Here is a 21588-nt window from a genome sequence, read left to right as displayed (position 1 = left end):
CAATGCCGGAACAGGACGCTTTCTTTTTCACTGCTGCTTACTTGCAGAGGGTGCTTAATACAGAAACAGAAACGCCGCAAACAGCGCCAGCCACACCCCGTCAATAAAATGCCAGTACAGCGTAATCATGCGCAGCTGCAGGCGGCGGTACGGGTTGCGGATGAATACTAGGCTTCGCACCGCGTCGCGGGAGGCATGGTGGGTGCGGAGCAGCAGCACCAGCAGAAACAGCATACCACCCAGCACGTGCACCACGTGCACACCCGAAATCAGGTACACGAAGGTACCGCTGGCTTTTCCCGTAAAGTTGAATCCCTGTTGCTTAAGCTCCTGCCATCCTAGGGCCTGCAGTCCCGCAAAGATGCTGCTGAGCAGAAAAGTAGCTCCCAGGCACCGAGCCAGGGCGCGCAGGTTATCCTGCGCATACAGGCGCTGCGCCTGGGCAATGACGTAGCTGCTGATAAGGAGTACAATGGTACTCAGCGAGAAATAGCGCGGCAACGGATAGATACCAGTAGAGGCACCGTTGTGAAAACGGGTATAGGCGTACGCGGCTACCAGCACTACAAACAGCACTGTTATGCCCGCCAGCCCCACGTACAGCATCATCAACAGCAACGGCACGCCTTCCATGCGTTTCAGGGTCGAAGCCGGGCGGTTGGCGCCAACCTTATTGCTGCTTTCAGAATCAGAGTTCATACGGGCAAAAACAAACGTGCGTGCGAAGTAGCAAACCAATTGCAAACCCTTTAGTTCCGGCCACGGCAGCCGTGTTCCGCGAAAGAGCTTCCAACCAAGATACGCAGAAACTCCTGCGTCCGACGTACGACTTTCAGGCGTTACGCACGTCAGACACAGGAGCTTAGTAACCGTTGCGCAAGCCCGAAAAACCGATCAGGACTTACTGAAAAACGAGCCTATTTTACCCAGCACGGCATTGAGGGTAATTTTTGGGGAACGGCCCGTACCGAAAGTAACATACGTTTTACCCGCCACCCGCAGGTCCAGCACCAGGCCCAGCTGTCGGGCCAGGTCATTGAGCTGCTGCAGCGGGTCGGTGCCCGGGGTTTTGGGCCTGGGTGGCGCGTTGGGGTCTTTAGGAGGCCCGCTGGTAAGCTTATCCAGCACCCGCTGGCTGGGCACGTTCACAATCAGGTAGCCGCCGGAACCCGCCACCTGGATATCGTCACCATCGAAACTGATAACCAGCCGCGCTTCGATATCCAGACCACTAGCCAAGGGACGAAGGCGTTGCGGGCGGCAGCATATTGCTGGGCGGGTTCTCGCCGCGGGTACGGATGCGCAACGAGCCGTTCAGCCGCCAAGTGGTGGGCGTGGCAGGGTTCTGCGGATTCGGTACCTGCAGCTCCATCTGCTCGAAATTGAGGGCTAGCTCTACCCTGCCTGAAAGCTTGGAGAGCAGCGAGGCAGCGGTATCAGCCCAGGAAGTTGGTTGGTCCGGCATAGAATGAGTTGGGGGATGTGAGAGAAAAGCAGCTGCTAAATAAGCGCAATTGCTGCGGATGTATGGGCCTGCCGAGAGCAGGCGGACTGCAAATGCTCAGGCATATCCAAACGAGGCCGGCCGGAGCAGGTTACGCGCACCGGTTGGCAAGACCTTTGCCTCTTACCCGGAACCAGCCCGGGTTTCCGTCCTAAATCCAAAATATCCGGCTTGCGTATGCAGGCCCAACGGCTGGATTTCCACCCATTTTACTGCCCTATGCCCCGATTCCTCATTTCCCTGACCGCCTTGCTGTTAGCTGTACCTGCTGCCCAGGCGCAGACTCCTGTCACTTCCGCTGACTGCACCCACCCGTTTGGACTACTCGATAAAATGGAGCGTGTATACCAGCTTCAGGATGCGAACGGCAAAGCCGTGGGCACGATTCGGCAACGAGTAGTAAGCCTGGGAACCGAGCAGAACAAAAAAAAGACGGTAACCACCACTACGGCTCTGGTGAAAAGCGGCACCTACGACACCAAAAACCACTTGCTGAACCAGCAGGATCTTACGTTCCGCTGCCGCCAGGATACCAGCTTTACCGATGGCATGGCTGAATTGAACCCGGAAAGCTTACGCTCCTTCCGCGACCGGCGCTTTGCCTACACCCCGACACCGCTGGCCTGGCCCAATCAGCCCGGCGTAGGCACGGAAATACCTAGCGGCGGCGTTTCCGTGCAGGTCAGCAGTACCGCCGTAGACATTGCCAGAGTGTATACAACCGTGCAAAAGCGCCGTGTTACGGGCATGGAAACCATTACCACTCCGGCGGGTACTTTCCAGTGCTACCGGGTAGAGGCTGAGCGGGAAAGCGCCACCGTGGCCCGCGCCGATATGGTCATGCGTACCACTATGAAAGTGGTAGATTACTACTCGCCCGGAACGGGGATAGTGAAAACTGAAATTTATGACAAGAAGGGCAAGCTGGACCAGGTCCGGGTGCTTTCCGCCATTCATCAGGCATCTGAATCGGCTGCTCAACCGAAGTTTAAGGAGAAGTACAAGGTCAAAAAATCGTAAGTTCAGGACCATAAATCCTTTGTTCTCCTGATTTCTTCCTCCGCCATGCGTATCCTGCCCATTCTGCCGGCCGCTCTGCTTCTACTGGCTTCCTGCCAGCCTCAGTCCAAAATCGAAACTGCCGCCGCGCCGCCTGCTGCTACCGAAGCTCCAGCCCTGACCGTGACCGGCAAAACCTACGGCGCGGCTATTACCGCCGAAGGAGCTCAGCCGCTTTCGGCTTTGAATACGGTACTGGGCAGCCAGGATTCGGCGCAGGTAAAGCTGGTGGGCAAGGCCGACGCCGTGTGCCAAGCCAAGGGCTGCTGGCTGACGATGAAAACCCCCGAAGGCCAGGAAATGCGCGTCCGGTTCAAGGATTACGCCTTTTTCGTGCCTAAGGACATCAGCGGTAAAACCGTGGTCATCAATGGATGGGCCCACCGCGAAACGGTGCCGGTGTCCGATTTGCAGCACTACGCCAAGGATGCCGGCAAATCAGATAAAGAGGTAGCTGCCATTACCCAGCCTCAGCAGCAGCTCAACTTCGAGGCCGACGGGGTGCTGGTAGCGGAGTAGATTTTTTCATTTCTGACAAAGCCCTGGCCCTCTCCGGCCGGGGCTTTCTTTTTTCCACGCAGTAGCTTGCAATAGCCATTCAATGCGCAACCACTGCGTGAAACCGGCCTCAAAAATCCGCTACTTTGTAGCTTGCAGCCCTAATCCGCCGCCCCGCATCATGACTGATATTCAGCAACAGATAACCGCCCTTACCGAGCGCCTGCACCACCTCAACTACCAATACTACCAGCGCGACATCAGCGAGGTATCCGACCAGGAGTTTGACGAGCTGCTGGCGCAACTGGCCCGGCTGGAGCAGCAGTACCCGGACCTGGCCCACCCCAACTCCCCCACCCAGCGCGTGGGCGGCACCATCACCAAGCAGTTTCCCACGGCCGAGCACCGCTACCCCATGCTCAGCCTGGGCAACACCTACTCCGAAGCCGATTTGCGCGAGTTCGACGAGCGGGTGCGCCGGGGCCTAGAGGGGGCCGATGTGGCCTACGTGTGCGAGCTGAAGTTCGACGGCGTGGCCATGAGCCTGGCCTACCAGCAAGGCCAGCTCACGCAAGGCGTTACGCGCGGCGACAGTACCCGCGGCGACGTGGTGACCAGCAACGTGCGCACCATCCGGAACCTGCCGCTGCACCTGCGCCCCGAGGGTGCCCCCCAGCCCCCCGAGTTTGAGGTGCGCGGCGAGATTTTCATGCCCCTGCCCGTGTTTGCCGAGCTGAACCAGGAGCGCGAAGCCAACGGTGAGGCCCTGCTGGCCAACCCGCGCAACGCCGCCTCGGGTGCGCTCAAGCTGCAGGACTCGGCCCAGGTGGCCGCCCGCAAGCTGCGCTTCTACGCCTACTCCTTTCTGATGCCCGGCCGCAACCAGTTCCCCACCCACAGCGCCTCGCTGGAAGCTTTGCGCGCCTGGGGCCTGCCGGTGTCGGATACCTGGCGGCGGTGCGGCACCATCGAGGAAGTGCTGGATTTCGTGCATCAGTGGGACAAGCAGCGGTTTGAGCTGCCGGTGGCTACGGATGGCATCGTAATTAAGGTAGATGACTTCCGCCAGCAGGAGCTGCTGGGCTTCACGGCCAAGAGTCCCCGCTGGGCCATTGCCTACAAGTACCCCGCCGAGGCCGGCCGTACCCGTTTGCAGGCCATTCAGTACCAGGTAGGCCGCACCGGGGCCGTTACGCCGGTGGCCCTGCTCGACCCGGTGCCCCTGGCCGGCACCGTGGTGAAGCGCGCCTCGGTGCACAATGCCAACCAGATTGCCGCCCTCGATTTGCGCCTCGGCGACATGGTGTTCGTGGAAAAAGGCGGCGAGATTATCCCGAAGATTACCGGGGTTGACGTGGCCGCCCGCCCCGCCGACAGCCAACCCATTGTGTACCCCACCGAGTGCCCGGCCTGCGGCACCCCGCTGATCCGGCCCGAGGGCGAGGCCCACTTCCGCTGCCCCAACGACCGGGGTTGCCCGCCCCAGCGCAAAGCCAAGCTGGAGCACTTCGTGTCGCGCAAAGCCCTGAACATCGACGGGCTGGGCGCCGAAACCGTGGGCCGCTTCTTCGACCTGAGCCTGGTGACGGACGCCGCCTCGCTCTACGACCTGCCCGCCAAAGCCGCCGAGCTGGCCCAGCTGGACCGCATGGGCGAAAAATCGGTGCAGCGGCTCATGGCCGGGCTCGAAGCCAGCAAGCAGGTGCCTTTTGACCGGGTGCTGTTCGGGCTGGGCATCCGGTACGTGGGCGAAACCGTGGCCGAGAAGCTCGTGAACCACTACCGCACCGTGGAGGCCCTAGCCGCCGCCACGGCCACTGAGCTGGCCGCCGTGCCCGAAGTGGGCGGCGTCATTGCCGAGTCGGCGGCGGCGTGGTTTCAGGAGCCCGAGAACCAGCAGCTGATCGAGCGTCTGCGGGCAGCCGGGTTGCAACTGGCCCTCACCGGCGAGGCTCCCCAGCCCCAAAGCGACCGGCTGGCCGGCCTGACGTTTGTGCTATCAGGCGTATTTGAGCAGCATAGCCGCGAGGAGCTGCAGCACCTGATTGAGCAGCACGGCGGCAAAATCACGGGCAGCATCAGCAAGAAGCTCAGCTACCTGGTGGCCGGCGACAAAATGGGCCCCGCCAAGCGCGAAAAAGCCACTTCGCTCAACGTGCCCATCATCGGCGAAACCGACCTGCTGGCCATGCTCCCCACCGCCACCGACGAAGCCGAAACTCCGGAGGAAGCCGCCGCTGCGCCAGCGGAGGGCACTTCTGAAACCTCACGGCCGGCTGCTGGGGCAGGTCAGCAAGGCTCTTTGTTTTAACCGTATTCTGCGCGTAAGGCCCTACGTTGAGAGGCGGCCCGTGCCGCGGCTGTTGCAACATTGGCCAAGGCTTGGCGTCTTTTCAGAATAAGGTATTCACCTCCAGAATTTTACCACTATGCGTATTCTCTGTCTCACGGCTCTGCTTGTGTCAATTTCCGCAGCAACGTATGCTCAGTCGTCTCTGCCGGTAACTAATGCGCAGCCTAAAATTCCGACGCCAACAGTAGCGGCCCCGAGTGTCACTAAAATTCCGCCCCAGGAAGCCAAGGCTCTACTCCAGCAGCCCAACACCATACTGCTCGACGTGCGTACTCCGGAGGAATACGCTGCCGGGCATCTTGCCGGGGCCAAAAATCTTGATTTCAAATCTCCGGACTTCGCCTCCCAACTCACTACCCTCGACCCAAACAACGTGTACGTGTTGTACTGCCGCTCCGGCAACCGCAGCAATCAGGCTGGTTTGGTGATGCAGGACAAAGGCTTTAAAAAAGTCTTGAATGCCGGCGCGTACGAGGAGCTTAACAAGCAGGGCGTGAAGAAATAGAGCTGCTTATTCTTGCGGCCCAACTCGCTTCGCTTATTCTGAAAGCACACACCGAGCAAAGACACAAAAAGCCCCTGACGTGAATACGCCAGGGGCTTTTTACACTAAATCAAATTGGCTAGAAACTCTGCACGATGCTGTTGTGCAGGGTGCGGGGGCTCCAGTAGCCGCTGGCAATGATGCGGCGGATGGTGTAGAGCGGGTCCTGCTGGTCGCGCTTCTCGGCCAGGATGAAGGCCGCGTCCATGCCGCGCTTCTTCAGCTCGGGGATGGACTCGGGGCGCCACAGGCCGAAGGGATAGGCGAAGTAGTTGATTTTCTTGCCGGTAATTTCTTCGAGCTTTTTGGTGGGTTCCTCAATCTGCGTTACCCAGTCCTTGCCATCGTACTTCTTCACGTTGTGGTGGTCCCAGGTATGCGAGCCGATGATGTTGCCTTCATCCGAAAGCTGCTTTACCTGCGCCTTGCTCATGTAGTTGGGCCGGCCCAGGCTCACCGTCATGATGAAGTACACGGCTTTATAGCCGTACTTATCGAGGGTGGGCCGGGCTACCGTGAACTGGTCGAGGTCGGTGTCGTCGAAGGTTAGCATGATGGGCTTGCTGGGCAGGGCCGCGCCGGTGGTCAGGTAGGCGTACAGCTGATCGGGCAGGATGGTGTGGTACCCCGAGTCGGCCAGCATCTTGATCTGGGCCTTGAACTGCTCCACGGGCACGATGTAGTCCTTGGCCCCTTTCGAGTCCTTGGCGCGCCAGTCGCGGATCTGGTGGTAGCACAGGATGGGCACCTGCGGGCGGGCCGTAATGGTGGCGGCATCGGCGCGCTGGCTGGCGGGGATGGTGGCCGGGGAGCCGGCGCTGGTACTGGCGGCCGAGGCGTTGCCGGCCGTGGGCGTAGCGGCGGTGCTGGCCGAGTCGGCGGCGTCCTGGGCTTTGTTGGCTACGGCGGCGGCGGTTTCGGAGGCCGTGGCGTTCTTGGCATCGTTGCAGGCGCTGAGGGCGCCCAGGGTGGCCAGCGCGGCGGCCAGCACGGGGTACTTGGGGAAGTTCATGGAGAAGGATAACCCGGCCCGAGAGGCTCCGAACCGTACTTTTAAAGATGAGAGGCCGACCTTGGGCGCAGGGTGCGTATCTTCGCCGCGGGTCTTCCCTCTACAAATCAACCGCTAATTTTCCGCATGGACAACCTTCGTGGTACCGGCGTCGCCCTCGTTACCCCCTTCACTCCCACCCCCGACCGCGCTGTGGACTACCCGGCCCTGCGGCGGCTCATTGATTTCACCCTCGAAGGCGGGGTGGAATACCTCGTCATCAACGGCACCACGGCTGAGTCGCCGACCCTCACCACCGAGGAAAAGGCCGAGATTCTGCGCGTGGCCAAGGAGCACGTGGCCGGCCGCGTGCCCCTGGTGTACGGCATCGGCGGCAACGACACGGCCGCCGTGGAGCGCACCATCCGCAGCACCGACCTCACGGGCATTGCGGCCCTGCTCTCGGCCTCGCCCTACTACAATAAGCCCACCCAGCGCGGCATCATTGCTCACTACCAGCGCGTGGCAGATGCCTCGCCGGTGCCGGTGCTGCTCTACAACGTGCCCGGGCGCACCAGCTCCAACCTCACGGCCGCTACTACCCTGGAGCTGGCTAAGCACCCCAACATCATCGGCATCAAGGAAGCCAGCGGCAACTTGGAACAGTGCATTGCCATTGCCGCCGCCAAGCCCGACGATTTCCTGCTGATTTCCGGCGACGATATGATGACGACCTCGCTCATCAGCTTCGGGGCCGTGGGCATTATCTCGGTGCTGGCCAACGCCTTCCCCCGCCGCTTCTCCGACATGACCCGCGCCGCCCTGGCCGGCGACTTCCCGGCCGCGTCCAAGCTGCTGTTCGGCTTCGTGGAGCTGAACCCGCTGATGTACGAGGAAAGCAACCCCGTCGGCGTGAAAGCCGCCCTAGCCGCCCAGGGCCTGTGCGCCGATGCCGTGCGCCTGCCGCTGGTGGAAGGCTCGGAGGGACTACTGGAGCGGATTGCTGCCTGCGCTGGATAGCCGGATGGAATTCAGCAAGTAGGGAGAGGCGGCCGATGGTCGCCTCTTTTTGTTTTCAGGCCCTCTATTATGGCGCAACGGTTCTGAGTTTTCAGCTGCTTCAGAGTTGTAAGTTGGCTTGTCCCCTGCAAAAACTGAAATATTCACCAGTACGCCCCACTGAAAGCCCCGGACCTTTGTGCTTCGTCAGCTACCTCGGCCTCAGTAGCCATGCTACCCGCCCAACACGTAGCATCCGACGACTTACCCCTACCACAAAGAATCCGCATGCAGAACCCACAGCTGCCGTTACCGGCAAAAAATCCAGCAGGCATTAATGGCACAATGCGCGCCGCCCACATAGGCCTGCGCACGGCCCATTACACTGGCACCCTCAACTGGTACACCGAAAAGCTCGGCTTCCGCATACTCAAGGAATGGACCGTTGGGAACCTGCGGCTGGCCTTTCTGGTACCGGCCAACGACGACACCTTCTTGCTGGAAGTAGTGTGCGAATCAGTCACGGATTCAACGCCGCCGCCGGCCCTGCAGGTTACAGCTGGCTTCCATCACCTCTGCCTGGAGGTAGAGGACCTGAACGCCACGTTATCGGCCCTGCGGGAAAGAGGGGTGCAAATTGTGCGGGAGCCCTTTGAGGTACCAGCCATTGGCAAGCGTTGCGGCTTTGTCACCGACTTGCACGGCAACATCCTGGAGTTCGCCGAAAACCTGAACCGCTAGCTGAAACTCACCATCAACTGCATCTGCCCACCAATTGCCACGCAGCCCACGCGCTGCAATCCGTGAAATCCGCAAAATCCGCGTTCTACCAACCACTGGCCAGTACGTCGGCCACGTGCAGGGTTTTGAGGGGCTTTTTTTCGCGGCGGATGTAGGCGTCGAGGTGCATGAGGCAACTGGTGTCGGTGCTGATGAGGTAGTCGGCACCGGTAGCTAGGGCGTGTTCTACTTTTTGCTCAGCCATAGCCACCGATATGGCCTCGAACTTCACGGCGAAGGTACCGCCGAAGCCGCAGCAGGTTTCAGTTTCGGCCATTTCCAGCCGCTCCAGACCCGGCACAGCATCCAGCAGCTGGCGCGGAGCTTCGCGGATGCCACACTCCCGCAGGGCCGAGCAGGAGTCGTGGTAGGTGTATTTACCGCTGAGCCGGGCCTGCGGAATCGACTTCACCCCCAGCACGTCCACCAGAAACTCGGTCAGCTCAAATGCCCGGCGCTGCACCCCGTGGTAGCGGCCCGAGTCGGGCGTGCCCTCAAACAAATCGGCGTAGGTGTTGCGCACCATCCCGATGCAGGAAGCCGATGGGCTCACGATGTAGTGTTCCTGCTCGGTGGGGAAATCGGCCAGGAACTTGCGGGCCACCTCACAGCTCTGCTCCTTGTAGCCGGCGTTGTAGGCGGGCTGGCCGCAGCACGTCTGGTTGGCGTTGTAGTGCACTTGGCAGCCCACCGCCTCCAGCACCTTCACCATGTTCAGGGCCGTATGCGGGAAAAGCTGGTCAACGAAGCAGGGAATGAACAGGTCGACTTGAGGGGTTGGCATGGTGTGGTGCAGGTAATTAGGTGAGCTTGTCATCCTGAGAATTCCGCGCATCAAGCGGCGACGAAGGACCTTACCACGTTAGAGTTACTTCTGAACGACTCGTTCTAACGTGGTAAGGTCCTTCGGCTACCGCCTCAGGATGACAGTTGGTTTCGGGTGGTAAAGTACAGCTAATGCCCCGCAAATATGCGCTGATTCCACGCCAATGCCTCAGCCAGGGCCTCTTGGTTTAGCTGTGGCGCGGCATCAACTTCGGCGGCGAAGTCCAGGAGCCGTTCGGTGGGCATGTTGCCGGTCAGCTCATCGGCCGCCATGGGGCAGCCACCGTAGCCGCCCAGCGCACCATCGAAGTAGCGGCAGCCGGCCTCGTAGGCGGCCTGCACCTTCTCGCGCCAGGTGGTGGGTGTGGTATGCAGGTGCGCCCCGAAGCGGATGTGCGGGTAAGCAGCCGTCAGCTCCCGAAAGGCGGGGGCAATGGTGGCCGGGGTGCTGGCCCCGATGGTATCCGACAGGGCCACGATGCCCACGCCCAGCGCGTCGAGCTTCTGGGTGAACTCGCCCAATACGGCGGGGCTCCAGGCGTCGCCGTAAGGGTTGCCGAAGCCCATGCTCAGGTACACCACCTGCTCCTGCCCGGTGCGGGCGCACAGCTCCTGCATGCGGGCTACATCGTCGAGGGCCTGGGCAATGCTCTTGTTGGTGTTGCGCTGCTGGAAGGTTTCGGATACCGACAGCGGGAAGCCGATAAACCGGATCTGCGGATGCTGGGCGGCCGTTTCGGCCCCGCGCAGGTTGGCCACAATGGCCAGCAACCGCGTGCCCGACTGGCTTAAATCGAGCCCCTCCAGCACCTCGGCCGTATCGGCCAGCTGCGGAATGGCCTTCGGCGACACAAAGGAGCCGAAGTCGAGCGTATCAAACCCCACCCGCAGCAGGGCGTTGAGGTAGCTGATTTTATCGGCCGTGGGAATGAAGGTGGGCCAGCCCTGCATGGCGTCGCGCGGGCATTCGGTGAGGTAGAGCATGGGTGGGAAGTTTGCAGTCAAAGGTAGAAAGTCAAAGGGCAACGTACCGGCCCTGTCATTGCGAGGACGAAGGACGAAGCAATCCGTCCTTATCAGAGGCCCAATCCTTGACCTACTCCCAAAACCCATACGGCTGTATTTGTTAAGGCAAATGGCTGCTCCGCATGGTTTTCAGACTCCACCACCGGATAAAGGCTTTTCGGATTACAAGGCTTATCACCCTGAAAAAGGAAGGATTGCTTCGTCGTGCCTCCTCGCAATGACGGAAGCCGAACTACTCCGCCGCGGCTGGGGTTTATCCTATTACCTAGTTCGACCTCTCTCCCTGTATTCATGCTGCACCGACTCCGGGCTTTGCCCGCCGTTCTGTTTGTCCTATTTCTTACCGCCTGCAGCCAGAGCCAGACCCTGCAGGGCATCTTCCAAAGCCGCACCCCGCACGAAGCCTACGCCCACAAGCTGAAAGAGGCCGGTCTGGCCGAAACCGCCCTGGGCCGCGACTGGCTGCGGGCTGCCGACCAGGCCCTGCGCGATTCGCTGGTGGTGAAGCTGCCGTTCCAGGAATCGGGCTTTTTTCCAGCCGACCGCGCCGTGGCCACCGGCCTACGCTACCAGGTGCGGCAGGGCGAGGCCATCCACATCAGCCTCACGCTGGCCCCCGGCACCCGCGCCCCCAAGGTGTTCGTGGACGCCTTCGAGCTAAGCCCCGACCGCCGCACCCCGCGCCTTCTGGCCTCGGCCGATACCGCCGACCTGAGCTTCCGCTACGTGGCTGAGGCCGACCGCCAGCACCTGCTGCGGGTGCAGCCCGAGCTGCTGCGCGGCGGCCGCTACACCCTGCGCATCCGCCGCGAGCCGAGCCTGGGCTTTCCGGTGCTGGGCAAGAGCGACGTGGCCGTAGGCTCGTTCTGGGGCGTTGACCGGGACGGCGGGGCCCGCCGCCACGAAGGCATCGATATCTTCGCCCAGCGCGGAACGCCAGCCGTAGCCGCCGCCAACGGCTACATCACGCGGGTGCAGGAAACGCCGCGCGGGGGCCGGGTGGTATGGCTGGCCGATACCGACCACGGCCAGCACCTCTACTACGCTCACCTCGATAAGCAGCTGGTACAAGCCGGTCAGCAGGTGCGGCCCGGCGATACGCTGGGCTTGGTGGGCAACACCGGCAACGCCAAAACCACCCCGCCCCACCTGCACTTCGGCGTGTACCGCAACGGCGCTGTGGACCCCTTCCCCTTCGTGCGCCGAGCCGATGCCCTGACGCCCGCCCCGAAAGTGCTGCCGGCCCGACTGGGTCAGTGGGTACGGGCCCGCGAAGCGAAGCTGAACCTGCGTCGCACGCCGGCCACCACGGCTGCCGTGGCCGCCGCGGCTACCCGCACCACGCCACTGCTGGTGCTAGGGGCCTCGGCCGAGTGGCTGCGCGTGCAGCTGCCAGCCGGCCGCACCGGTTTCGTGCCCGCCAAAGCCGTGCTGGCGGCCGCCCCGCTGCGCCGCGAGAACCTGGCGGCCGTGGCCGAGCTCCGCTCCTTTCCGCTGCCCGAAGCACCTGCCATTGCTTCCCTCCCGGCCCAGACGGCCGTGGCGGTACTAGGTGAGTTCGGTGGCTACCAGTTGGTGCGCCAAGCCGATGGGCGCACGGGTTGGGTGGCCGTGCGGCCGGTGTAGGGTGCTTAACTAACAGAAAAGAACGTCATGCTGAGCGCAGCCGAATCATCTCTACCGCAATGGTAACCCCAGCGCTTAGTAATGCACGACAATGCAGCAGTAGAGATGCTTCAGCGGCGCTCAGTATGACGTCCTACTTCCCTTTAGGCCTCACCATCAAGTAGTACCATCTCAACAATTTTCTTTCCGGCAGCCCTGCTTCTTCACCTGTACTTCATACATCAGCCCGTACGTTTGATGCGGTGATTGGAGTAAAGAACGCGGGACTGCTTTTTTTAAAGCTGTTCCGCGTTTTTCTTACCCCGGCACGGTGGTTGCCACGTACATGGTTCAGGATTCTCTTTTCCACTTTCAGGTATCCCCTCTGATGCGCACTCCCCTCTTTGCCGCCGCGTTTTCTTTGTTGCTGACCGGCACTGCCACTACCTCTTTCGCCCAGGCTCCGGCCCAAACCGCTACCACGGCCGCTCCGGCTACCTGGAACACTACTCTCGACGCGGCTTTGCAGCAAGCCAAAGCTACCGGCCGCCCCGTGCTGGCCGTTTTTTCGGGCTCCGACTGGTGCAAACCCTGCATCATGCTGAAACAAGAAGTGTTCGACAAGCCCGAGTTTACCAGCTACGCCCAGAGCAAGCTGGTACTGGCCCGCTTCGACTTCCCGCGCAGCAAGAAAAACAAGCTGCCGGCCGAGCAAACCAAACAAAACGAGCAGGCCGCGGCCAAGCTGAACAAGGAAGGCTCGTTTCCGCTGGTGGTGCTCCTCTCGCCCGAGGGCAAGGTGCTGGCCAAAACCGGTTACCGCCCCGGCGGAGCCACAGCCTACACTACCTACCTGAACACGCTGCTGGCCCAGAAATAAGCTAAATTGCTTCGCCTTCCGGTGCTTCCCATCTGCGGAGGCACCGGTTTTTTTCGCTCTTAGCTTAATACCATGCTGCGTCTGCTGCTGCTGTTTACTCTGTTATTACCTATTGCTGCCTCGGCCAGGCCGGGGCACCCGCGCAACTTCTCAAAAGAAGCCCACCTAATGGGCTCCCACTTCACCTACACGGTGGTGGCCGATAACGACACGCTGGGCTGGAACGCCCTCAACGCCGCCATTGCCGAAACCCGCCGCATCGACCGGCTCATGTCGTTCTGGGATTCTACCTCCCAGATTACCCAGATCAACCGTGCCGCCGGCCTGCGCCCGGTGGTGGTTGATCAGGAAGTGTTCGACCTGATTCAGCGTACCCTGCGCATCTCGGAACTGAGCGGCGGGGCTTTCGACATCACCTTTGCCTCAGCCGATAAGATTTACAAGTTCGACCGGCAGGAGCATCCGCTGCCCGCGCCGGAGGTAATGAAGGCCGCCGTGGCCCGCATCAACTACCGCAACGTCCTGCTCGACCCCGCCAAACATACCGTGATGCTCAAGGAAAAGGGCATGCGCATGAACCTGGCCGGGGTGCTGCAGGGCTACGGCATCCGGCGGGCCCGGCAGGTGCTGGATAAGCTGGGTATTAAAGGCGGCCTGCTCAACGGCTCAGGCGACATCCTGTGCTGGGGCCGGCAGGCCGACGGCTCGCTGTGGCGCGTGGCCATCGGCGACCCGGACCACCCCGGCAGCATTTCCTCCTGGGTGCAAGTGACCGACGTGGCCGTGGTAACGGCCGGCAACTACGAGCAGTACTTTACTGCGGCCGGTAAGGTGTACGGGCACATCATCAACCCCGCCACCGGCCTGCCCGCCACCGGCCTGCGCTCCGTCACTATCATCTGCCCCGATGTGGAGTTGGCCGACTGTTTAGACGAGGTCGTCTTTGTAAAAGGGCCCGTCGACGGTTTGGCCTTCATCAACACCCTGAAAGGGGTAGATTGTACGCTCATCACCGACGACAACCGCACGCTGGTGTCCAAAAACATGCAGGTACGGTATCTGCGCAACAATGCCCCGTTGCCCGCCGTACCCGCTTCGCGGCCGTAGCAGCCCCATCTATACTTTCGCTCTTTTCTCCCCTCAACCGTGAACCGAACTCCTATTTTTTCGCGCCTGCACCGCCCTTTGCTGGGCCTGGCCGGGCTGGTGGCTGCCGCAGCCAGCCTCTCGGGCTGCGTCTCGGTGGCTGCCTACCAGAAAGTATATCTCAACGATGAGGACATGAAGCTCGCCAACAAGCGAGTGGAAGTGTATGAAACCAACTTCGAAAGCTACCGCGAAGGTGCCGGTGGTGCCAACGGCGGCAAAGTTGGTGGTGGTTGCGGCTGCAATTAGCTGCTCAGAAAGCTTTATAGAACGTCATGCTCCATCTGGCGTCCGCTTGCCGAAGCATCTCTACCGCTTCGTTGCAATGCTATTTGATTAGTCAGAGGTAAAGATGCTTCGGCTTCGCTCAGCATGACGACCTGCCCCCCTTTCTACAATACTCTCCTCGTTTTGATATGAACTTCTCCCTGATTTTCCGTGGTGGCCGGATGCTGCCCGTGGCGGCGGGGCTGCTGCTGCCGGGGCTGGCCCTGGCGCAGGGCGGCCTTACGCCTAACCGCATTGATGGCTCCGGCGTACCCGCTACGCCTACCACTACCAACGTCAGCACGGCCTCGCCCGGCGAGACGGAGGTGAACATTCTCGGCAGCTACTACCAGCAGGACGGCTCCCACGGAGCCGTGCAGGGCGGCCAAGGCACCGAGTACCTCACCGACGTCACGCCCACCATCATCCTCAATATCCCGCTTGATACCGTCAGCCGCCTGACGGCCAACATTGGGGCCGACTTCTACGCATCCGCCTCTACTGACCGGATTGACGGCGTGGATGGGTTGTATTTATCCACGCCTTCCTCGCACGATGCCCGCTACCACGTGGACCTGGGCTACTCGCGCGAGAACAAGGCCAAGCACCGCATCGTGGGGGTGGGTGGCGGCGTGTCGAAGGAGTACGACTACTTCTCGGTGAACGTGGCCGCCTCATGGGCCAAAGCCTCGCAGGATGGCAACCGGGAGCTGAGCGTGGCCGGGCAGGTGTACATCGACCAGGCCAAGCTGATTTACCCCACCGAGCTGCGCACCGGCCAGATGCTGGTGCCCACCGATAAGCGCCAGAGCTACAACCTGAACCTGGTGTACTCGCAGGTGATCAGCCAGCGGCTGCAGCTGGCCGTGAGCACTGAGCTGGTGTATCAGAACGGACTGCTGAGCACACCCTTCCACCGGGTGTATTTCCAGGGCTCCAGCATGCCCAAAGTGGAGCAGCTGCCCCAGCGCCGCTTCAAATATCCGGTAGGCCTGCGCGCCAGCTATTACGCCACCGATTTTGTGCAGCTGCGGGGCTTCTACCGCTTCTACAACGATAACTTCGGCATTACGGCCCATACCCTGGAACTGGAAGCCCCGCTGAAGGTGACGCCCTTTTTCGTGCTGTACCCCTTCTACCGTTACCATACCCAGACGGCGGCCAAATACTTCGCCCCCTACGCCCAGCACAGCCTCACCGACGAGTTCTATACCTCCGACTACGACCTGTCAAAGTTCTCAGCCAACAAGTACGGGCTGGGGCTGCGCTACTCGCCGGTATACGGCATTTCGCGCTTCAAAACACCGTTCAGCAACGGAGCCGGCGGCCGCAAGGTGGCCAAGTTCAAGTCGCTGGACGTGCGCTATGCCTACTACCAGCGCAACGTGAACTTCCACGCCAACGTGGTGAGCTTTGATCTGGCCTTCACCATGCCGTAGCAGTAGCCCTTTGCAATGTCCTTGTAATATCAAGCCAAAGCCCCGCCCGATACAGTATCGGGCGGGGCTTTTGGTGAATTAGTGGCCTAGTGCTTATTCGGCAATGACCACGGCGCGGCCCAGCTTTTTGGAGTATGCCAGGCGCCGCTCCCGGCCATTGGCTGAGGGATAGTCGAAGCCCACGGCGCGGCTATCTTCCTTTACCGAAGTCCAGGACTGCGCGTCCACGTTTTCGGGCTGGGTGGCCGTGCGCGGCACGGCGGGCTGTACAAACCGGTCGTCGCGGAAAAAGCTGTTCATGGCCTGCAGAATGGCAATTTCCTTATCGCGCACGGTGGCAGCCTGCGGATCGTCCAGTTCCCGCTCGTTGATCAGGGCGGTGGCGGGCATCACCTCTTTGCGCAACGTATCCCCCGTGGGGCTGATAATCATGAAATATGCCTGAGAAGTGGCAATTTTCGGCCCGCGCAGCTGCAGTACAAAATTATCCTTCGACTTAGTCGTCGAGAAGTTATGCGAAACGTTTACGGTGCGCAGCACTGTCCGCTCCGACACCCGACCCCGGTTCGCTTCAGGCGTAGGGGTAAATACTCGGTCATTATTTTTAGAAGTCCCCACCTCACGCTCCGTATTGATACAGGAGCTTAGCTGGAGCATGGATAGTGCCCCAACGGCAGAGAGTACAAGCTTTTTCATGAAAGGGGAGTAAACCATCGTCAAATTAGTTCGGCAAAATACAAAAACTACCAAGAGCCGAAAGTTCAGTATCTGCCTGGAGAACCAGAATAAAGGAAGAATGTGGCCGCAGGAAAGCGAGGGGGCTGCCGACCAACAACAACGGCGGTGCGTTTGGGCCTTTTTACGGGATTAACGCCCCCTTAGGATACACCCAAGGTACTTTTTTCGGTAGTTTTTAAAACAATCCCAGCTCTAGGCCTATCAACCAGCGGGGAAGCTCCGCATACGCCGCGGTGGCCGGACCCCGAAACGTATCGGAGAGGCGGTAGCGGCCCAATAGCGCATATCTACCGGCCCCTGCCCGGGCTCCCACCCCGTATGACCAGCGGCGCACGTAGTCCAGGCCGCGCTCCACGGTAACAGTGCGCGCGCTGCCATTGGTACCGGGCTGGTCCTCGGTATGATGCGAGGTAGCCATAGTCCAGCCACCCCAGCCACTCACGTCCACGTAATGCCCGATGACGTTGCCGCGTCGCCCAAATCCAAGCCGGAGGAATGGTTCCAGTTGCACCTGTGAAAGCACAATCGACTCCTTGTGGTGCAGGGCAGTCGTAGGCAGCTGTTTTCGGCTGTTCTGCTCCAGAGCGTACGCCAAGCGGGCATAGCGCATATCAAACCCGGTGGATAGCCCTTTAGTCAGCCGGAACTTGTAACGGATACCGGCAAATGGCTCTGCGGAGGCAAAATACCGCAAATCGGCACCCGGGCCGGCCGGCCGGCCTACTACAGGGGCATACCCGATGAACACATGCTGGTAGAATTTCCGGTTGGGGCCGTAGTTCACCTCCATCGAATCAGTGGCGGGGTCGGCGCGGAACAACACCCGCTGCGCCTGTGCCCCCTGAATGGCTAGTCCGGCTAGCACAACTCCTGCTGCAAATATGCCCGTTTTCATTGTGCTGAATAGGTTTCAGTATAGCCCCGGTAATGAACCCGCACTTTTTTACCGGCGTCCAGCCGACGCAGCGGTAACCGCAGAACCGCCCGCTGGGACACTTCCAGCACTTCATAGCGCAGGGGGTAGCCGGCAATATCCAGCACCTGCCAATACAGATAATTGGGTGGCACGGGGGCCACTACCTCATCAGGCTGGGCGGGTTGCGGAGCGCGGGCCTGCTCCTGCCCCACCGGCGCTACCCGGGGTACCTCGGTGGGCGTGGTGGCCTGCACGGAATCGGCAAAAAGCGGCAACGTACGAGCCGGCACGTATGCCGCCTCCGCCCGGATAATCACCTGCACCGCCGAATCCTGCCGGACAAAATCGAAAGTTGGTACCACAGGGGGTACCGGTCCGGCTTCCAGGAAGTGGCGGGCCTGGGGCAACCCGTACCCATGCGCATAATCGAAGTAGGGATATAGCCGGCCGGATTCCTGAATCTGGCGAAAAAGCTCCATTACCGTCAAATTGCGCTGCTGCTGCCAGGCACAGGCAGCAAAACCAGCTACCAACGGACTGGCAAAGGAAGTGCCCTCGGTGCGCGTGTAGCCGCCGGGCACTGCCACAATGGCCACGCCAAACGCGGCTACATTGGGCTTCAGCCGCTTACCTGGGGCCGGGCCGTAGCTGCTGAAATCAACATGCAGATAGGTGTCGGGGTCGAGGCCGCCCACGGCCAGCACCGAGTCACCATCGGCTGGCGTACCCACGGTGTGCCATTTGGGGTCGTCGCCGTCGTTGCCGGCCGCATTCACCACCAATATGCCCTTGCGCACCGCCAGTTCGGCGGCCCGCGCTACTAGGCTGGTCCGTCCATTCATCTGCTCCGGGAAATAGCGCCGGTCGGTGTAGCCCAGCGAGGAGTTGATGATATCGGCGCCGTTACGGTCGGCCCACTCAGCAGCGGCCAGCCACGCTTCCTCCTCCCCGTATTTTTCCCGGTACATCTGCTCGGTGCGGGCCAGCAGAAACTGCGCCCCGGGTGCCAGCCCCAGGTAAGAGCTGTCGGGCAATTGGCCGGCAATGCACGACAGCACCTCCGTCCCGTGGTTGCCGCCCTGGTACACGTACGGCGTACGGCGCAGAAAATCATAGGTAGCTACAATAGCCTGCCGACGCCGCAGGTGCGCAAAGGCCGGGTGGCGGTCAGCGCCATTGAAGCCCACGTCGAAAATGGCAATGCGCAGCCCTTTACCGGTGAGCCGGATCCGCCGGAAGTCAGCAGCGCCCAAAGAGGCCGTTTGCCGCCGGGCCAACGACCGGTCGGCGGCAGTAAGGGGCCGGGCGGCCGCGGGCCGGCCGGCCGGCTGCACGGGCGTCATCGGCCACGCACGCACGCTGGCTATGCCGGGCAGCTGCCGTAACCGGGCCGCCTGAGCGGGCGTGGCCCGACAGGCTACCGCATTAAACCAGCGGCTCACCAGCGTAACGGTATCGGCCGTGCCCTGCACCAGCGCCACCAGATCCGGGCGCACCGGAAAATCGGTACTATCGGCTGCCGGCAGATGTTGCCGCTGCCGGCGGGCCTGTGCGGCGGCGCTGAAATACACCGCCGGCTGCAGCGTTTGCCCGGCTTTGTTATGAAAAGTAACCCAGTACCGGCTTGCGGCGGGTGCGTGCTGCGCCAAGGCAGGCAGCACCGGCAGCATGAGCAACACCCAAAGAATGAGGCGGAGAAACAAGTGAAAACTGGAAATATTGAAGCGTGGAATTACGGCTCCAAGGTACAGCAAAGCCCGTAGTGAATCGGCCGTAAATTTATCAGAGTAATAGTCTGCCGTAAATAGCCCTCATGTAACTACCCTGGCAGCAGGTGCGTTGTACGCGTACTGTTGCACTGAAGTACGTACATTTTTCACCTTGATTTCAGCCATGAAATATTTCCTGCCTACGCCGGTTCTGCATGCTGCCTGCGGCTTTGCAGTCCTATTCGGGACAGCTAATTGTATTTCACAGAAAAAATACACGGCTCTGCAAGGCCAGTACACGGACGCCACCCGCGCACGTGAGCAGCTGCAGGCCGAAAAAAATGCACTGGAACAGGAAAAATCCCGAAGCGAAGAAGCCTTGCGCACCAGTTTACTTTCTAAAAATCAACAGGTAAACCAGCTGAACTCGAGTTTGAGCGGAGCCCAGCAGGAAAATTCCCAGCTCTCCGCCGATTTACGCAGCAAGGAACAGCGCATTGCTGAAATGCAACGAATTCTGGAGCAGAAGGACGCAGCTGTAAAAGCTTTGCGCCAGAAAGTAGGCGACGCCCTGCTGGGTTTTAATTCTCAGGATTTGCAAGTGACTGTCCGCAACGGCAAAGTGTATGTGTCGCTTTCCGAGCAGCTTTTGTTTAAATCGGGTTCTACGAAAGTTGACCCCAAAGGCCAGGAGGCATTGGCCAAATTGGCCACCGCCCTCAAAGGCAACCAGGATGTAAATGTGCTGGTGGAAGGCCACACAGATAATGTGCCCATTGCTAAAGGCACAGCCGGCATGCGCGACAACTGGGACCTGAGCGTACTGCGCGCCACCGAAATTACCCGCATTCTTACGCAGGCAGGCTTGCCGGCTTCACAGGTTACGCCCTCAGGCCGGGCACAATATGTGCCGGTGGCCATAAACGATACGCCCGCCAACAAGGCACTGAACCGACGAACTGAAATTATCCTGACCCCTAAACTGGATGAACTTTTCCAGATTCTAGAGCAGAACTAACCGACACAATCTGTAATAAACAGCGCGGCTTTTCCCTGGGATAAACCGCGCTGTTTTTTTCTACTGTTGCCGACTTATGTCGTACTATTTCAACGACTACCAACTATAATTACTACTTTATCAGAATCTAGGGAAACCCGTGCTACGCATCTGCGTATGCGGAAACATTATTTTAAATACACTGTTCAACAAGCACCTTAAATCAGGAATAATCTAAAGTAAATAATGCTTTACAAGCATAAGAATACTTAGCGGTAAGTATATCACTCATTATTTGCTACACCCAAAAAAATACTCAACTTTGCACTCTACTTTTCTCTCCAAATAAATTTCTCGCCCTATGGCAACTGCTGATCTAAACAAACTGCAACAAATTCTGGCCAACGCGGAGGATAACGACGCGGTTCTGAATCAAATTCGTAAGCAGGTAGCAAAAGTAAACGAGCTGATGACGGAGCTCAATACCATGCTCGCTCCCGATTATAAAGTTGCCAAAAAGGAGCGCAAGCCCCGCACCGTAAGTGCTACCGGCAAACGCCCTGGCCGCCCCAAGAAAAACGCCAGCGCCGAATAGTTTCGGCCTTTATATATGCCCGAACACAGGAAACGCCCGGCTGCTGTCAACAGTCGGGCGTTTCCTGTGTTCGGGCATTCTCCTATTGCGCCGTCAACTCAAACCGGGCCACCTGCTGCCATAGCTGGCCATTGTGCCGGTACATGGCCAACTCCCGGAGCGTTACTTGGGCCGCGTACGCCCGCGTAGCGAACTGGGCACGTAAGGCGGGTACCTGATCCGAAGGTAAGTCGCGGGTGGCAAGCGTAACGTGCGGGACAAAAGGCCGGGTGGGGGCCGGTACTTCCGGCAGATGGCGACTACACTGCGCATACAGGTCGGCATGCAAGGCGTGCAGCCCGGCGGCCTGGATTACCGGCACATACAGCGTACGGCTCTCGAACCAGGCGAAATTCTGCAGCACAGCGGTACAGCAGAGTTGCCGGGCCGCGAAATCCTGCAACAACAGTTCCAGCGCCTGCCCAACGGCAGCCGGCTGCCGGAACGGCGGTATCAGCGTAATGTGAGGAGGTAAGCGAAGGGCATTCCGGCTACCGGTTAGCTTATGTACTTCTTGTTTCAGCGCCCACACCTGCTGGTTGGCAGGCTCCGGCAGCAGCAGCACAACCAGAAAAAGCTCCATTCTACGGCACAGTATCAGGATGGATGATATACAAAACGCCCCGGACAACAGTTGCTTTTACGCAGGTGCTGCTCCCGGGGCGCTGGTATGCTACA

Annotated in this window: 23 protein-coding genes; 13 read left to right on the top strand and 10 right to left on the bottom strand. The window is 60.2% G+C overall.

Annotated elements, in window-relative coordinates; translation table 11 throughout:
• Positions 1-54 precede the first annotated feature (54 nt).
• The 3 genes from EI291_RS20615 to EI291_RS20605 form a co-directional block, all read right to left on the bottom strand.
• The gene (locus tag EI291_RS20615) at positions 55-699 is read right to left on the bottom strand and encodes a cytochrome c oxidase subunit 3 (RefSeq protein WP_125424174.1); all 645 of its coding nucleotides are present in this window, start codon (positions 697-699) and stop codon (positions 55-57) included.
• Between the two features lie 195 nt (positions 700-894).
• The gene (locus tag EI291_RS20610) at positions 895-1239 is read right to left on the bottom strand and encodes a hypothetical protein (protein ID WP_125424173.1); all 345 of its coding nucleotides are present in this window, start codon (positions 1237-1239) and stop codon (positions 895-897) included.
• A complete protein-coding gene (locus tag EI291_RS20605; protein ID WP_125424172.1) occupies positions 1232-1465 on the bottom strand; it encodes a hypothetical protein in 234 nt (77 codons plus the stop codon). Before EI291_RS20605 ends, EI291_RS20610 begins: the two co-directional genes overlap by 8 nt.
• Positions 1466-1723: 258 nt before the next feature.
• Between EI291_RS20605 and EI291_RS20600 the strand changes: the two genes are divergently transcribed.
• From EI291_RS20600 to EI291_RS20585, 4 genes are all read left to right on the top strand, one after another.
• Positions 1724-2524, top strand: coding sequence for a TapB family protein (locus EI291_RS20600; protein ID WP_125424171.1), 801 nt, complete (start codon positions 1724-1726; stop codon positions 2522-2524).
• A gap of 45 nt (positions 2525-2569) precedes the next feature.
• On the top strand, positions 2570-3082 hold the full coding sequence (locus EI291_RS20595; RefSeq protein ID WP_125424170.1) for a DUF4920 domain-containing protein: 513 nt from the start codon (positions 2570-2572) through the stop codon (positions 3080-3082).
• A 160-nt stretch (positions 3083-3242) separates the two neighbouring features.
• Positions 3243-5372: an NAD-dependent DNA ligase LigA gene (gene ligA, locus EI291_RS20590; protein ID WP_170172747.1), complete on the top strand. Its 2130-nt coding sequence runs from the start codon at positions 3243-3245 to the stop codon at positions 5370-5372.
• A gap of 118 nt (positions 5373-5490) precedes the next feature.
• On the top strand, positions 5491-5919 hold the full coding sequence (locus EI291_RS20585) for a rhodanese-like domain-containing protein (protein WP_125424169.1): 429 nt from the start codon (positions 5491-5493) through the stop codon (positions 5917-5919).
• Positions 5920-6037: 118 nt separating this feature from the next.
• Here the strand turns inward: EI291_RS20585 and EI291_RS20580 are convergent, their stop codons facing one another.
• A complete protein-coding gene (locus EI291_RS20580) occupies positions 6038-6970 on the bottom strand; it encodes a polysaccharide deacetylase family protein (RefSeq protein ID WP_125424168.1) in 933 nt (310 codons plus the stop codon).
• A 126-nt stretch (positions 6971-7096) separates the two neighbouring features.
• Between EI291_RS20580 and dapA the strand changes: the two genes are divergently transcribed.
• Positions 7097-7969, top strand: a complete 873-nt coding sequence (dapA, locus tag EI291_RS20575; RefSeq protein ID WP_125424167.1) for a 4-hydroxy-tetrahydrodipicolinate synthase — start codon at positions 7097-7099, stop codon at positions 7967-7969.
• A gap of 267 nt (positions 7970-8236) precedes the next feature.
• Positions 8237-8689 (top strand): VOC family protein, encoded by a 453-nt coding sequence (locus tag EI291_RS20570; RefSeq protein ID WP_170172746.1) that lies wholly within the window; start codon positions 8237-8239, stop codon positions 8687-8689.
• A gap of 85 nt (positions 8690-8774) precedes the next feature.
• On the opposite strand, the gene EI291_RS20565 is transcribed toward EI291_RS20570, so the two are convergent.
• Both EI291_RS20565 and EI291_RS20560 read right to left on the bottom strand, forming a co-directional pair.
• Positions 8775-9512, bottom strand: coding sequence for a (Fe-S)-binding protein (locus EI291_RS20565; protein ID WP_125424165.1), 738 nt, complete (start codon positions 9510-9512; stop codon positions 8775-8777).
• 170 nt (positions 9513-9682) lie between these two features.
• Positions 9683-10537: a hydroxymethylglutaryl-CoA lyase gene (locus tag EI291_RS20560; protein ID WP_125424164.1), complete on the bottom strand. Its 855-nt coding sequence runs from the start codon at positions 10535-10537 to the stop codon at positions 9683-9685.
• Between the two features lie 333 nt (positions 10538-10870).
• Between EI291_RS20560 and EI291_RS20555 the strand changes: the two genes are divergently transcribed.
• The 5 genes from EI291_RS20555 (at position 10871) to EI291_RS20535 (ending at position 15916) form a co-directional block, all read left to right on the top strand.
• Positions 10871-12205: a M23 family metallopeptidase gene (locus EI291_RS20555; RefSeq protein WP_125424163.1), complete on the top strand. Its 1335-nt coding sequence runs from the start codon at positions 10871-10873 to the stop codon at positions 12203-12205.
• 367 nt (positions 12206-12572) lie between these two features.
• Entirely contained in the window at positions 12573-13064 is a 492-nt protein-coding gene (locus EI291_RS20550) for a thioredoxin family protein (RefSeq protein WP_125424162.1), read from the top strand.
• 72 nt (positions 13065-13136) lie between these two features.
• Positions 13137-14171, top strand: a complete 1035-nt coding sequence (locus EI291_RS20545; protein ID WP_125424161.1) for an FAD:protein FMN transferase — start codon at positions 13137-13139, stop codon at positions 14169-14171.
• Positions 14172-14267: 96 nt separating this feature from the next.
• On the top strand, positions 14268-14459 hold the full coding sequence (locus EI291_RS20540; protein WP_317127675.1) for a DUF4266 domain-containing protein: 192 nt from the start codon (positions 14268-14270) through the stop codon (positions 14457-14459).
• A 167-nt stretch (positions 14460-14626) separates the two neighbouring features.
• Complete coding sequence (locus tag EI291_RS20535; RefSeq protein WP_125424160.1) at positions 14627-15916, top strand: DUF3570 domain-containing protein; 1290 nt, start codon at positions 14627-14629, stop codon at positions 15914-15916.
• 93 nt (positions 15917-16009) lie between these two features.
• On the opposite strand, the gene EI291_RS20530 is transcribed toward EI291_RS20535, so the two are convergent.
• From EI291_RS20530 to EI291_RS20520, 3 genes are all read right to left on the bottom strand, one after another.
• A complete protein-coding gene (locus EI291_RS20530; RefSeq protein WP_125424159.1) occupies positions 16010-16612 on the bottom strand; it encodes a hypothetical protein in 603 nt (200 codons plus the stop codon).
• A gap of 217 nt (positions 16613-16829) precedes the next feature.
• The gene (locus EI291_RS20525) at positions 16830-17519 is read right to left on the bottom strand and encodes a hypothetical protein (RefSeq protein WP_125424158.1); all 690 of its coding nucleotides are present in this window, start codon (positions 17517-17519) and stop codon (positions 16830-16832) included.
• Between the two features lie 26 nt (positions 17520-17545).
• Complete coding sequence (locus tag EI291_RS20520) at positions 17546-19273, bottom strand: S8 family serine peptidase (protein WP_125424157.1); 1728 nt, start codon at positions 19271-19273, stop codon at positions 17546-17548.
• A gap of 190 nt (positions 19274-19463) precedes the next feature.
• Between EI291_RS20520 and EI291_RS20515 the strand changes: the two genes are divergently transcribed.
• Positions 19464-20297, top strand: coding sequence for an OmpA family protein (locus EI291_RS20515; RefSeq protein WP_125424156.1), 834 nt, complete (start codon positions 19464-19466; stop codon positions 20295-20297).
• A gap of 340 nt (positions 20298-20637) precedes the next feature.
• A complete protein-coding gene (locus tag EI291_RS20510) occupies positions 20638-20871 on the top strand; it encodes a hypothetical protein (RefSeq protein ID WP_125424155.1) in 234 nt (77 codons plus the stop codon).
• A gap of 82 nt (positions 20872-20953) precedes the next feature.
• Here the strand turns inward: EI291_RS20510 and EI291_RS20505 are convergent, their stop codons facing one another.
• Complete coding sequence (locus EI291_RS20505) at positions 20954-21493, bottom strand: 2'-5' RNA ligase family protein (RefSeq protein WP_125424154.1); 540 nt, start codon at positions 21491-21493, stop codon at positions 20954-20956.
• Between the last annotated feature and the right edge of the window lie 95 nt (positions 21494-21588).

Source organism: Hymenobacter rigui (genome assembly GCF_003944715.1).
Lineage (GTDB): Bacteria > Bacteroidota > Bacteroidia > Cytophagales > Hymenobacteraceae > Hymenobacter > Hymenobacter rigui.
The sequence above is the reverse complement of the archived record's forward strand: the minus strand, read 5'-3'. Positions and strand labels throughout refer to the sequence as shown.

Excerpts from the sequence above, each read along its gene's own strand:
- EI291_RS20615 (WP_125424174.1), bottom strand. The coding sequence starts at position 699 with ATGAACTCTGATTCTGAAAGCAGCAATAAGGTTGGCGCCAACCGCCCG.
- EI291_RS20605 (WP_125424172.1), bottom strand. The coding sequence starts at position 1,465 with ATGCCGGACCAACCAACTTCCTGGGCTGATACCGCTGCCTCGCTGCTC.
- EI291_RS20600 (WP_125424171.1), top strand. The coding sequence starts at position 1,724 with ATGCCCCGATTCCTCATTTCCCTGACCGCCTTGCTGTTAGCTGTACCT.
- EI291_RS20595 (WP_125424170.1), top strand. The coding sequence starts at position 2,570 with ATGCGTATCCTGCCCATTCTGCCGGCCGCTCTGCTTCTACTGGCTTCC.
- ligA (WP_170172747.1), top strand. The coding sequence starts at position 3,243 with ATGACTGATATTCAGCAACAGATAACCGCCCTTACCGAGCGCCTGCAC.
- EI291_RS20585 (WP_125424169.1), top strand. The coding sequence starts at position 5,491 with ATGCGTATTCTCTGTCTCACGGCTCTGCTTGTGTCAATTTCCGCAGCA.
- EI291_RS20580 (WP_125424168.1), bottom strand. The coding sequence starts at position 6,970 with ATGAACTTCCCCAAGTACCCCGTGCTGGCCGCCGCGCTGGCCACCCTG.
- dapA (WP_125424167.1), top strand. The coding sequence starts at position 7,097 with ATGGACAACCTTCGTGGTACCGGCGTCGCCCTCGTTACCCCCTTCACT.
- EI291_RS20570 (WP_170172746.1), top strand. The coding sequence starts at position 8,237 with ATGCAGAACCCACAGCTGCCGTTACCGGCAAAAAATCCAGCAGGCATT.
- EI291_RS20565 (WP_125424165.1), bottom strand. The coding sequence starts at position 9,512 with ATGCCAACCCCTCAAGTCGACCTGTTCATTCCCTGCTTCGTTGACCAG.
- EI291_RS20560 (WP_125424164.1), bottom strand. The coding sequence starts at position 10,537 with ATGCTCTACCTCACCGAATGCCCGCGCGACGCCATGCAGGGCTGGCCC.
- EI291_RS20555 (WP_125424163.1), top strand. The coding sequence starts at position 10,871 with ATGCTGCACCGACTCCGGGCTTTGCCCGCCGTTCTGTTTGTCCTATTT.
- EI291_RS20550 (WP_125424162.1), top strand. The coding sequence starts at position 12,573 with ATGCGCACTCCCCTCTTTGCCGCCGCGTTTTCTTTGTTGCTGACCGGC.
- EI291_RS20545 (WP_125424161.1), top strand. The coding sequence starts at position 13,137 with ATGCTGCGTCTGCTGCTGCTGTTTACTCTGTTATTACCTATTGCTGCC.
- EI291_RS20535 (WP_125424160.1), top strand. The coding sequence starts at position 14,627 with ATGAACTTCTCCCTGATTTTCCGTGGTGGCCGGATGCTGCCCGTGGCG.
- EI291_RS20530 (WP_125424159.1), bottom strand. The coding sequence starts at position 16,612 with ATGAAAAAGCTTGTACTCTCTGCCGTTGGGGCACTATCCATGCTCCAG.
- EI291_RS20515 (WP_125424156.1), top strand. The coding sequence starts at position 19,464 with ATGAAATATTTCCTGCCTACGCCGGTTCTGCATGCTGCCTGCGGCTTT.
- EI291_RS20510 (WP_125424155.1), top strand. The coding sequence starts at position 20,638 with ATGGCAACTGCTGATCTAAACAAACTGCAACAAATTCTGGCCAACGCG.
- EI291_RS20505 (WP_125424154.1), bottom strand. The coding sequence starts at position 21,493 with ATGGAGCTTTTTCTGGTTGTGCTGCTGCTGCCGGAGCCTGCCAACCAG.